A 12403-nucleotide genomic window follows, 5' to 3' on the forward strand; every position below is an offset into this window, starting at 1 on the left:
ACCGCGAACACACGGAGGTTTCCGGTCACAGCGCTAAGCGTCGACTCCGAGCGCCGGGTGTCCGTTCGCGTACGCCGGTTGGAGCCACAGCGGGCCGTTGCCGGTGTGGACCCTGATCGCGCGCACCGGCGGCGCGGAGCCACCCGTGAGTACCTCCAGGTCCGGCCCGGTCAGACTCTTGTGGCGCTCCAGCGCATCGTCCGGACTCAGCAGGCCCCAGGACTCGGCGGCCGGCACCGGAACTTCGGGCGCGACGGCCCGCGCGGCGGCCAGGTATTCGTCCAGGGGACGCCAACCCGGCACCACCCGGCGGCCGGCCGAGCCGACGAACACCAGGGTGGGCAGCGCGTACCGATATCCCTCGCCCGCCTGCTTGGCCGCGCCCGGATGCGGCGGCGGATCCCGCAGGCCCATCACCTCGGGCGGAGGCCGGCGCGCCTCGGCACGATCCCGGGCAAGCCGCTCGCGCACCCCGGGATCGGCCAGATCGCGACGCAGCCGCTCCCGGTCCAGACCGGGCAACCCACCCACCGCAGCGCACACCCGACCCTCGGTGTCGGCGGGCTCGCCCAACACGAACATGCTCTCGCGCAACCGACGCACCACCGACTCGGCAACCAGCGACCCCTGTTCGGCCGCCGCGACCGCAGCCAACGAAGCAGGCCGACTGGTCGCCGCGACCCAATGCAACCGGACCGCGTGCGGCGCGCGGGTATGCGCGCCGACGTCCTCGACGAAGCGGGCGTACCAGGCGGTCTCGGCCGCCTGATCGGGAGCCGGATCGTCCTCGTCCTCGTCGAACATCAGCGCGTACACCGGGCGCCAACGCGCCCGGCCCGCAAGCAGCGCGCGCAGCCGGCGGAACTTGGGCTCGGAACCCCAGGCCCACGGACAGACCGGGTCGGTGTACTCGACCACCTCCAGACCGAATCCGGACGATCCCGAACCCGACTCCGGGTCGCGCCGGTCGGCCGACGGGCCGGTCACACCAGTACCTCCACGCCACCGCTACCGGCCGGGCACGGCCGCGCTCCGCCCCGGGCGAGCGAGGCCACGGTGACCGCACCCAGGATGGCCGCGGCGCTGTCCTCGACCGCGCGCCACACCGCCGGCAAACCCTGTGCGGGCGGGTGGTAGGCCAACTCGGCCAACGGTTCCCCGCGCAACGTCAGCAGTTCGCCGTCGACGGCGCGCAGCACGTCGAGCAGGCTGATCTCCTCGGCCGGGCGACCGAGCCAGTAACCCCCCTCGCAGCCGCGTTGACTGCGCACCAAACCGGTCCGGCGCAGCTCGCCGACCACCGATTTCAGGAACCGGAACGGGATCTCCTGGGACGAGGCGATGGCCTCACAGGTAAGGGGGCGCGTGGTGTCGCGGGCGAGCTCGATCAGCGCTCGCGCGGCGTAGTCCGCCTTCGCGGAAATATGCATGTACACCAGTATCCCCCCGAACGCCGCCCTCACAAGGCCCTCGAGCGCATCGTCGTTCGGGGTATCGGCGCACGTCGACCGCAATGGACACCTCTTGACATCCTTTTTCCGCCGGCCCTAGCGTCGCAGGCATGCCTCGTCGTGCCCAACCCTGCGCCGCGCACCGCACCGACCACACGTCCGGGCCGGCCGCGCGCTGTCGGCGCGACTGAACCACCGGGCGCGGAGCCGGGATCGGCCCACCCCTCGCACCCGCCTTCGCGTTCCGCCCCGAGGCACAAACGCCGGCGCCCCGCACGTTTCGGCACGCCCACGATCGCTGCGCGCTACCCGGAGCCGATCCACCCGCGGCGCCGCCTATCGTCGACCCGGCCCATCACCAAGGACGCGTCATGACCACTGCACCGACCCCGCAACCGCCCGACCCCCGGCCCGCGCCCGCCGCGGTCGCCGGCACCGGCTTCCACCCTCACCTGCCCGACCACCCGGCCGAAGAAGGCTCACCACGGCTGCGGCTGCACCACATTCGCGCGGACGCACTCGATGGCGACACCACCCAGACCGGGGGCATGCGCCGCTTCGCCGCGATCAGCGGGCGCACCGTCGGCTCCGAAAAGCTGTGGATGGGCCAGACCCACGTCGCGCCGGCCACCGCGTCCGCCGACCACCACCACGGCGCCTCGGAGACCGCGATCCACGTGATCAGCGGCAACCCGGTCTTCGTATTCGCGGACGACTCGGACGGCGAACAGCGCGAGATCCGCCTCCACGCGGCCCCCGGCGACTACATCTTCGTCCCGCCCTTCGTCCCGCACCGCGAGGAGAACCCCGACCCCGACCACGAGGCCGTCGTCGTCATCGCCCGCAGCACCCAGGAGGCCATCGTGGTCAACCTCCCCACCCTGTACGTACTCCACGAGGACGATCGCACCTCGTGACCCGGGCGTTCCGACGTGTCGCATGCCCACCCGGACGCCACCCGACCGTGTGAGCGGGACACGACAATGCCCCGATGAAGGCTCGGCCGGATTCCGTTGCCCGCCGGATCGGATCGGCGTGCCCGGGCATCGCCGGAATCCGGGTCGACACATGGACACGGCGACCCGACCCGGACGCGGCGCCCGGCCCCGACAAGACCACGGCGTCCCACCGTTCCGTGCGGACACGCGGCTGCGCGCAGGGCCGCCGCCTTGACCGGCGGTTCCCACCGAGCGCACCGGTCCGCGCAGTGGGCGCGATACCCGGCATCGACGATGCCCGGCTGCAACCCGCGGCGAAACCGCCACGACGTACGGGGTCGATCATCGCCTCGCGCGCCTGCGGCATGAGCCGCACCGGTGGTTTGTTGACAGCGGGTCAGGGTCGCGGTCCGCCGATAGGAGGGAACGCCGTCTGCGCCTCGGGGAGTTGCGATGACCAGGCGTGTGCCCTGTCCGCGCACCGGGGCCGCTGCAGGCCTGTGCCGCGCGGTTCGACGACCTCTTCTCGACGTTGGCACAGCGGCGTGGGTTCCGTGAGTACCCGACCGGGCTGTCGCTGCCGAGGGACCGCGACAAGACGCTGACCCAATCCCCTTGTAGCGCCTGCCCGGCCGGTACGGAACCCGCGGTCGGTGCACGGCATCCGGCGGTGCAGCGGCTCCGGTTCCTCCTGTCCGAGTCCACGTGGGACCACGAGCGGATCAACACCCGCCGTGTGGAGCCGTTGCCGGCGGATCCGGCCACCGCGCCGCACGCGGGCGGGGTGCTGGTGATCGACGATTCCGGCGACCGCAAGGACGGCACGGCGAACGCGCACGTCGGCAAGCCGTACCCGGGATCGGTCGGGAAGATCGACCGGGCGCCGTCACAGTGACCACCTGTTGGGCGAACGAGCGCCTCCGACCCAACGGGGGTGTGGTGTGCGGGGGTTGGCGCAGGACGATCCGGTCGCGATCGGGGGTACCGCCTGCTGCGGCATCTCGGCTCGGGCGGGATGGGTCGGGTGTACCCCGGGCGGACCGGGCGGGGGAGCCTGGCCGCGGTGAAGGTGGTGCGTCCGGAACTGGCCGACGACCAGGAGAGTTTCCGGACGATCCCTCGCCCTCGGCAACGCCTACCCACGCACGCCTCCTCGCGCGTCGGCTGCGCTGAAAACATCACCAGCGGAGTTCACCATTCCGCATGCACTTGACTCCACTGGCCCGACGAGGATGTCATGTACCAACACGTGCGAACGTGTTTGATTCTGATGGATTGAGACCTGTCGTGCGTGGCCGGCCCGTGGACGGCAGTCGTCGTCGCTTCGTTCCGCGAACACCGGTCGCCGCGCCGCAGGTCACCCCCACACCCCCTTATCTCAAGGACGGTTCATGTTGCAGCGTTACAGACGCAGACGTCGGGTCGGCACGGCATTGGCGGCCGTGTCGGTGGTGGGATTCGGGACGGCCGACGCCGTCGCCGACCGTGCGCTGACTCCCATCCCCTTCAAGGACGGGTTCGAGTCCGGAACCACCGCCGCGTTTCCCCGCAAGGGCATCGACGGCACGGGCACCGTGGACGTCAAGGCCGCGCCCGGCGGGCGCGGTGGCAAGGCCGTCCGGTTCACCATGCCCGACGACGGGAAGTCCTACCGCACCGAGATAGCCACAGCGCGCGTACCGTACGGAAGTTACCGGTACGCCTTCGCCAACTACCTGCCCGGCGACTGGATTGGCTACGACCGCCAGACCATCGTCTCCCAGTGGCACGGCGGGACGGGCACCTCCCCCGCAGTCGTCCTCGCCGTCAAGAACGACCGCTGGCTGATGATCATCCAGGAGGTCAAATACGACCTCGGCCCGGTACGACTCGGACACTGGAACCAGTGGTCCTTCGACATCACCTGGTCCTCCGCCACCACCACCGGCTCCATCACCGCCCGGCTCGACGGGGCCGAGGTGGGATCGCACCGCGGCCCCAACAGCTTGCACCAGGACACCGCCCCCTACCACAAGATCGGACTGTACCGACCCAACTGGCAGGCCTGGAAGGGGCACAAGGCAGGCGGCACACCGGCCGTGGTGAACTACTACGACGACGTCTCCATCACCGCCATCTCCCCGGGAGCCGCCGGACCACCGCCGGCCACGCTCTCCACGAACACCACGGCGACTTCCGCACCCGACCGGGCCGGCGCATCGGCATCCCCGTCGGCGCGGGCAACCGCGTCGGCTCCCCCGACGGTACCGGCCGCGCCGGGCTCGGCACCCGATGCCGCGGACGAGATCCCCATCGACACCGGCTCCGACACGGACACCGACAACAACGCCAAACCCCTGGCAGCGACCGGTGCCTCCAGCCGAACCCCGATCATCCTCGCCTTCGCCGGCGCGGTGTTCGCCGCCGGCCTCGCCCTCGTCTTCCGCGGCCGCTTCAGGGCGGCACGGCGCCGGGCAGGCGGGCGGGCGGCATAACCCGAGGCGGGCGAGCGCAGGCGAGACGGTCCGTCCGTGAGCGCACGGCCCCCGTCGCGTTGATGCCGTTGGACCGAAGGGCGGTCAGTGAATACCGGCCCAATCGAAGGGTGGTTCGGGGTGCCCAGGGCTCGATCCCGGTCGAAGGCGTTCCTGCTTCGTGAAGTCCGGCAGCGTTGACGCGTCGTCCGGATCTCCCACTGTGCCGGGGCAGACAAGGCGTCGGTCCCGGCGCGGACGTGGCGGCCCACCCAGGTGCATCGCGTCCGCTGCACAGGGCCGGAAGTCCGGCCATCCCGCAGTGGCCGCCCGCCCTGCCCGTCCAGCGCACCGGCCCTCTGGAGTGCACAGCGCGACACCCACCCCCGACCTGAACAGCCGAAGACGCCCGCCACCCAAACGCGGAGCAACGGCCGCTGCGCCTCGCAGCGCCGGGGAATCCGCGCGACCGTACCCGACCAGCCAAGAAGCCACCGCCACCCTTTTCGTGGCCCCGCAAGGGGGCTCCTGGCCTCCGGGCCCGGCATGGCTTCTGCCCCCTGTCGCACACATGAAGAAGGGATGACCCGGGGGTGGTGTCACCGGGCCCGGAGCACGGTTTGACCGCTGATGAGAGGCCTGACCGCCACCCGGCCGAGCGCAACGCCCGGCCGACGAAGGGTGGTTGGTCCGCGTAACGTGGATGCGCGTGCGGTGCGAAGGCGTGAGGCCGGGACCGGAGCGACACCCTGGGAGGAGTGCGGTGCTCGACACCGGCGACATCAAGGTCTTCCTCGGCCTGGTCTCCCCGACGACGTCCGCCGACACCGCGCCCGGTGCGGCCACTGACCGAAGTGGCATGCGGGGACACCCGCGGGACGTTCCTTCGCCGCGCTCACTCGGCCGTGTCGTTGCTCGGACGGACCACCACGAGTTCCCCGACGTGGTCGGCGAGTTCTCCCTGCACGCCCTCGCTCAGGCCGGAGTCGACGACCAACGTGTCGGCCTCGCTCAGCCGGGCGATGGTGCTGATGCCGATCACCCCCCACTTCGTGTGATCCGCCACCACCACGAGTTTGCGGGCCGCCCGTACGAGAGCGCGGTTGCTCTCCGCCTCCAGCAGATTGGGGGTGGTGAACCCCGCCCGGACGCTCATCCCGTGAACCCCCAGAAACAGCACGTCGACGTTGAGGTGCTCCAACGACGCGACCGCGACAGGCCCCACCAGCGCGTCCGAGGGCGTACGCACCCCACCGACCAGTACCACGGTCTGGTCTGCCCGGCCGACACGATGGAAGACATCGGCCACCGGAATCGAATTGGTGACCACCGTGAGGCCCGGCACATCGACCAGATGCCCCGCCAGGGTCCACGTGGTCGTCCCGGCCGACAGCGCCACCGCGCTGCCGGGCCGCACCAGACCCGCGGCACAACAGGCGATCGCATCCTTTTCCGCGGCCTGTCGCCCCGACTTCGTCGCGAAGCCCGGCTCCTCCGTCGACCCCATCTCCACCGAGGTCGCGCCCCCATGCACCTTGGCGATCAACCCCCGCTCCGCCAGCACCTCCAGGTCACGCCGGACCGTCATGTCCGAGACGCCGAAGATCTCGACCAGATCGGCAACACGGACCGCGCCTTGCTTGGCGACCAGATCGACCACCGCGAGTTGCCGCTGCCGGGCCAACATCCCGTCTCCTCAGGCTAGATTCGAAAGCCATGTATCAACATATTCCAACATAGCAGGCACCCACAGGCCCTCGGTTCACGGTTCCCGCTTCACGGATCGACAGGCTCGAGGGCGCGGGGCAGGCCTGCGGAGCGGGCGTTACCGAATCGAGCCTTGTTGGTAAATGTTTGGAATGATAGAACCATCCGTGTCATCACGAGTGAACGCGTTGATTGTATTCCCAGAAGGCAGACTGCCGGGGAACTCTCCGGTCTCGCTCCGTTCAAGAGCCAGGAGGAGCCGATCTCGATGACGGGCAGAGGCAACCGACGGCCGCAGCCCCGGCCGTCGGACTCCCCTTCGCCACCCCGTTCCCCGAGAGCATGCGCTCCGGCCCCTGGTCAGACCCGCGAAGGAGCTTTTTTGTCGTCCCGCGTCCCGATGCCGGTTCGTGGCCGGCCCGAGGGATACACCGATCCGTCGACCCGCTCCGTCGTTCCGGGCTGAAGGCGATTCCCATGGGCAACGTCCTCGCCGTCCCCACCGACGCTTCCACCACGAGGGGCGCCGTCATCGACCCGTTCTGGTCCATGGTGGCGACCGAGACCTTACGCACCCCCCGCGAGAGCGGCCCCGACAAAGTCACGCACGCTGTCCCGACGCTCGCCGACCGCCTCGCACGCCGGCACGGCCCCGTGGCCACGGCCGGCCTGGTCGTATCCGGCAGGGTCGACGAAGGGCTGGGCGTAATCCGCCGCTCCCCGAGCATCGGCCGGCGTGACGTCCGCATCGCTCCGATGTTGCGCGAACGAGTCGGAGCACCTGTCGTCCTCGACTGTGCCGTGCGCGCGAGCGCCCTCGCTGAATCCATGTGCGGCAACGGTCACGAAGACTTCGTCTTCGTCCGACTCGGCACCGGTGCCACCGCCGCGCTCGTCTCCACGGGCCCTGTCATCCCGACCGTCGCCGAATGGCCCGGAGACATCGGCCATCTCCCCATCGGTCCGAACGGCCGGACGTGTACGTGCGGAAGCAACCGATGTCCGGAGTCGTACGCAACGGCGCCCGCCATCGCCAGGCTCCATGCCCGAGCAAGCGGGAAGCCCGCCACCACCGGACAGGTCGTCGCACGTGCAGCACGCGGCGACGCGATTGCGCGCCGCGTGTGGAACGACGCGGTCCAAGCCCCGGCGGACGGCATTGCCGCAACGGCCTCGATCCTCGACAACGAGGTCATCGTGAGCGGCGGTGGCCTCGCCGAAAGCGGACGCAGCCCGTTCGTGCCCTTACACAAACGGCTCGACCGACGATTTCCCGGCAAACGGGCACCAACCGTCGTGCGCAGCGCGCTCGGCCCGTCCACCGCGATGCTGGGGGCCGCGATCCGCGCGCGACAGTCCCGAAAGAACACGCACGTACTGTCATCGGAATCGGCGAACGCGTCACCGCGCCCGGTGGGTTGATCACGGACGTTCAGGTCGCGTCACCAAGGCAGGACAACCAGGTGTCGTCGCGGCATCAGCCGCCAGGCGGCACCGGGTGGCCCGGAAAACCGAGTCGCACGGGGTCGGAGCCCGGTCGGGTCCTTGCCATGCATTCGTCCGTCGTCGGCATCCGGCTCTCCGGATGAAACCCGCACAGGTCTCGTCTCGAAGAACGGAGCTCCGTCTGCCGCCGCGCGTTCACATGTTTTCGGGGCGCGGAGCCTCCCGAATCACCCGCCGGTGATTGGCCAATTACTCGGGGAGGCGTCTTCGCTTCAGCTCCAGACGACAGATCGGAAACGTTGCAAGGAGAACAGAGAACAGGGCCGCTCCGGTGTGCGCGCAATAGGCTGCTATTACCGGCGGCGGATTTTGTCGGCGAGCCGCGGAGCATGCGCATCTGCTTCCGTCGAGACACGTGGATCCATCATGCGCCGACGACCACAACTGGTGGACGGCCCCACAGCCCGGCGTTCCCTGGGCTCGCAGTGCGGATTCGGTCGGCACTGCGCGCTCGCGCGTGCCCGATTCCACGCGTCTGAAGGCCGTTCCCGAGGAACGCGGAGGATCGGGAAGGGAGATTAATCCAAGCAGCAATAAAGTTTTGTCGACTCCACGGGACCGGGTTCCCCGGCGACGGAATCGAAACAAATTTTTTCGCCCCGGGGAATTGACCGGGGATGCCCGCAGCACGATCCTTGTCGTCGGTGACCCAAGAATGAGGTGCCCGGTGACAATCCCCCGGGCAACGGGGAACACCTTTCTTTTTCTGAGGAGATGTCTTTTTCCATGTTCCGTACACAGCGGGTCATGTCCCGCGCGGGAACGTTCGGTGTCGCAAGCGGCCTGGCGGCCGTGGCCGTCGTCGGTGTGTCGCCCACGGCCCACGCCTACCAGGACCCGACGGCCCTTCGCTTTCAGGGGCACGTCGCGGACACGCGGAGTTCGGTCCTCCTGCGGGGCGACTGGCAGCCCACGCAGACCGAGTTGATGATCCTGGGTACCCGCACCGGTGCCCCCGAGGCATTGGTGTACTGCATCGACCTGCAAACGAGTCTGCGCAACGACGTGGACTACCACGAGGGCACGTGGGGCGACTCCTGGCTCGCGGACTCGGCCACGGTCGCGAGGATCAACTGGGTGCTGAACCACTCGTATCCCAAGGTCACCGATCTGACCACGCTGGGCAGGACCGCCAACCTCCCGACGGGCAAGAAGCTCTCCGCGGAGGAGGCCGTCGCGGCGACCCAGGCGGCGATCTGGCACTACAGCAACGGCGCCGAAGTCTCCAAGTGGAACAACGAGGACGTGCTGGGGCTGTACGGCTACCTGACCGGTGACGCCAACAAGGGACAACCCGACGAACCCGGCGCGTCGCTCGAACTGTCACCGAGCACGACGTCCGGCAAGGACGGTGACGCGCCCGGCATCGGACCGGTCACCGTCAAGACCACCTCGACCGAACCGGTCACGGTCGGGCTCGACGGGCAGGTGGGCGCGACACTGGTGGACAAGGACGGCAAAGCGATGACCACGGCGGCGAACGGCACCGACCTGTTCGTCAAGGTGTCCAAGAACTGGCAACCCGGCGAAGCGAAGATCACCGCGTCGACCAAGGCCGGTGTCAACGTCGGCCGCGTCTTCCTGGGCAAGGACCGCAAGCACTCGCAGACCCTGATCACGGCGGGCTCGCAACCGTTCCCGGTCGACGCCTCGGCCATGGTCCAGTGGAGCCACCAGGCCGCACCCGTCCCCTCGTCCAAAGGCAGGGAGGAGTGCGTCCAGGGTGGTGTGAGCGTCACGCTGAAGAACACCGGCGACGCACCGGCGGACTTCACCGTCGACGGCACCAAGGTGACGGTGCCGGCCGACGCCTCGAAGACCCATTTCGTCAAGGTCGTCGAGGACGGCGACTACAGCATCAAGGTGACCGGTCCCGTCGGCTACGCGAAGACCCACACCGGCAGGCTCGACTGCGTCGTGATTCCTCCGGTGCGACCGACGACGGCCCCACCGAGCACCACGCCGCCGACGGTGCCGCCCGCAACCCGGCCGAACACCGCCACACCTTCGGCTCCGCCCACCAACTCCGCGCCCACCACTCCCCCGACGACGCCCCACACAACGGCTGCGTCGACCGCACCGCCGACCTCCGCGCGCCCGACCACGCCGCCCGCGAGCAAGCCGGCGACCGGCGCGCCGTCCACCACGAGCGCACCGTCGGCCTCGGCCTCGGAGTCGGCCCCGCCGGCTCCGTCGACATCGACTCCGGAACCCAGCGCGTCGCCCAGCGCAGCGCCGCCGAAGCTGATCGTCTCGATCGTCGTGCCCGGTACCGAGGACCAGCCGATCACGGTCCCGTGGCTCCCGGTCGTGCCCGTGAGTGACTCCAAGGACCTCGCCAAGACCGGCGGGAACAACTCCGACACCATCCTCTTCGCCGGTGCCGCCGTCGCCCTGTTCGCGACCGGCGGCGGAGCGCTCTACCTGAACAAGCGTCGCAACCGTCCCCAGGCCTGATCGAATCGTCGAATCGGACCGGCACGGCCTCCGTCGTGCCGGTCCGATTCGACGACACATACCGGTGTCCCTTCCTGGAGCAGGGACTCGAGGAGTCCACACAACGTGCACACCGGACGGGCTCGCCCCGGTGTGGAGGGCCCTCCGCAGAAAGAACGAGAGGCACTTCGAACGTGTTGTCCTGTGTATTGTGCGGCTCGCCGTACCAGGAGACCGACATCCACTGCCCCGGCGGGCAGTGCGGAGCAGATTTGAACGGTCAGCGCTCGGGGAACCCGGCGTATGCCGTGCAGGCGTGGTGCGAACCGCGCGAGGTGACGGCCGAACCCGGCGAAACCGTAATGGTGAAGCTGATCCTGCGCAACGCCGGCAGCGCCCTGGACCGCTACGAACCGCACCTCGAGCCGGACGCCGACCCGCGCACGGCCATCGACCGCTCCGGTCCTCCCGACGTCTTCCCGGGCGAACAACGCGTCTGGCACCTCGTATTGACGGTCCCGCAGGACGACCGCGGCACCGACACGGCGGCACCGCGTGTCGGCGGTACCGAAGTGCCGGGCTTCGACGGAACGGAAAACGGCGAGGGTGGCGCGTTCGAGAGCCCGACGGAATCCGTGCCCGCCGGGCTCGACGTACCGATCCGGGTGGCCTCCACGAGGGCCCCCGGCGTAGCCGCCGGCGCACTGTTCTCGACTCGGCGTGCACCGGCGGACCGGAAAGACGGGCGCACGTCGTTGCAGGGCCTCGAGGAGTCGCAGGAGACCCACCACGAGGATCAGCGCGGCGGTGGGCATCGTCGGCTCCACATGGCCGGCGCCCGCCGCGCCGGACGCGACCACCCGCCACGCTTGGGAGATCGTCGGCTCCAGATGGCCGGAGCCGCCGTTGCAACAGTGGTCGCCCTCGTCCTGGCCGTCGTGGCGGTCCTGGCCGCGACCGGGCTCGACGACGCCAAGGGGCCGGTTCCGCCGCACATGGCGCGTCCGTCCGCGTTCGCCGCGCCGGGCGCCGTGACCAGCCCGTCGACCTCCAGTGCGTCGACCGCCTCCATCGTCACGGTGCCCGACGTGGTCGGAAAGACTCAGGCCCAAGGCTTCGCGATACTGCGCCAGAAGGGCTTTCGCCCCACCGCCGTGGGCACCGGCGACAGGATCACCTCCACGAATCCGGCGCCCGGACAGAAGGTGGACCGAGTGAAGACGGCGATCACGGTCGTACTGTCCGCCTCGACGTCGGCGCCTCCGACCTCCAAGTCCGCCACGCCCTCCGCCGCCACCGTGCGTGTGCCCGCAGTGGCGAACTTCGCCTATGCGCGGGCCGAGGCCCAACTAACCGCCCTGGGCCTCACGGTCGCACGCGTGGACGAGGTGTCCGCCTCGGCGCCGGGAACGGTGTTGCGGACCAGCCCCGCGGAGGGTGCGATGGCCCCCTCGGGATCCACGGTAATCGTGACGGTGGCCAAGGAGGACGGCGCCATGACGGTGGTGCCCGACCTGTACAACCGGTACATGCCCGAGGCGTTCGCCACAGTGCAAGCGGCCGGTCTCACCTTCGATCTGCCCTACGGCAACCACCTTCGCATGTGCCGACTCCGGAGCTTCAGCCCCGACAAGGGCGCGCCGATCCGCAAGGGCGGGACCATCAAGGTGCTGCACATGGTGGGCTGCGACTGACCGTGAGGCGGGCGAGCCCGGCTTGCCCCTGCTCGCACCGGGCCCGAAAAATGCGGCTCGGCCGGCGGCGACCCGTCCGGCGTCGAGGCGATGGCGTGGATGGAGTTGCGGTCACGAGTAGAGGCTCCGTCCGATGAGGCGGCCGGTACGGCGCCGGGGATGGTGGCCGGGGCAGCCCCCCTGTCCCGGCCACCGTGCTGTCTACCCGCTCGTGCCCA

Annotated in this window: 9 protein-coding genes; 6 read left to right on the top strand and 3 right to left on the bottom strand. The window is 69.8% G+C overall.

Annotated elements, in window-relative coordinates:
• Positions 1–33: 33 nt before the first annotated feature.
• Together OG948_RS37605 and OG948_RS37610 are read right to left on the bottom strand one after the other, a co-directional pair.
• Complete coding sequence (locus OG948_RS37605; RefSeq protein ID WP_331773421.1) at positions 34–924, bottom strand: DsbA family protein; 891 nt, start codon at positions 922–924, stop codon at positions 34–36.
• Positions 925–983: 59 nt separating this feature from the next.
• Positions 984–1430, bottom strand: a complete 447-nt coding sequence (locus OG948_RS37610) for an Rrf2 family transcriptional regulator (protein ID WP_331769468.1) — start codon at positions 1428–1430, stop codon at positions 984–986.
• A 392-nt stretch (positions 1431–1822) separates the two neighbouring features.
• Between OG948_RS37610 and OG948_RS37615 the strand changes: the two genes are divergently transcribed.
• From OG948_RS37615 to OG948_RS37625, 3 genes are all read left to right on the top strand, one after another.
• A complete protein-coding gene (locus tag OG948_RS37615) occupies positions 1823–2368 on the top strand; it encodes a cupin domain-containing protein (protein WP_331769469.1) in 546 nt (181 codons plus the stop codon).
• Positions 2369–2852: 484 nt separating this feature from the next.
• The gene (locus tag OG948_RS37620) at positions 2853–3284 is read left to right on the top strand and encodes a transposase (RefSeq protein ID WP_331769470.1); all 432 of its coding nucleotides are present in this window, start codon (positions 2853–2855) and stop codon (positions 3282–3284) included.
• A 496-nt stretch (positions 3285–3780) separates the two neighbouring features.
• Complete coding sequence (locus OG948_RS37625) at positions 3781–4863, top strand: heparin lyase I family protein (protein WP_331769471.1); 1083 nt, start codon at positions 3781–3783, stop codon at positions 4861–4863.
• A gap of 874 nt (positions 4864–5737) precedes the next feature.
• Here the strand turns inward: OG948_RS37625 and OG948_RS37630 are convergent.
• Complete coding sequence (locus OG948_RS37630) at positions 5738–6529, bottom strand: DeoR/GlpR family DNA-binding transcription regulator (RefSeq protein ID WP_331769472.1); 792 nt, start codon at positions 6527–6529, stop codon at positions 5738–5740.
• Between the two features lie 497 nt (positions 6530–7026).
• Here OG948_RS37630 and OG948_RS37635 point away from each other — a divergent pair, with 497 nt between their 5' ends.
• The 3 genes from OG948_RS37635 to OG948_RS37645 all read left to right on the top strand — a co-directional run bounded on the left by OG948_RS37635 (position 7027) and on the right by OG948_RS37645 (position 12185).
• A complete protein-coding gene (locus tag OG948_RS37635) occupies positions 7027–7971 on the top strand; it encodes an ROK family protein (protein WP_331769473.1) in 945 nt (314 codons plus the stop codon).
• A gap of 810 nt (positions 7972–8781) precedes the next feature.
• Positions 8782–10512, top strand: a complete 1731-nt coding sequence (locus OG948_RS37640) for a Cys-Gln thioester bond-forming surface protein (RefSeq protein ID WP_331769474.1) — start codon at positions 8782–8784, stop codon at positions 10510–10512.
• Positions 10513–10763: 251 nt separating this feature from the next.
• Complete coding sequence (locus OG948_RS37645) at positions 10764–12185, top strand: PASTA domain-containing protein (protein WP_331769475.1); 1422 nt, start codon at positions 10764–10766, stop codon at positions 12183–12185.
• The last annotated feature ends 218 nt before the right edge of the window (positions 12186–12403 follow it).

Source organism: Embleya sp. NBC_00888 (assembly GCF_045207655.1).
In the GTDB taxonomy this organism is placed as follows: Bacteria; Actinomycetota; Actinomycetes; order Streptomycetales; family Streptomycetaceae; genus Embleya.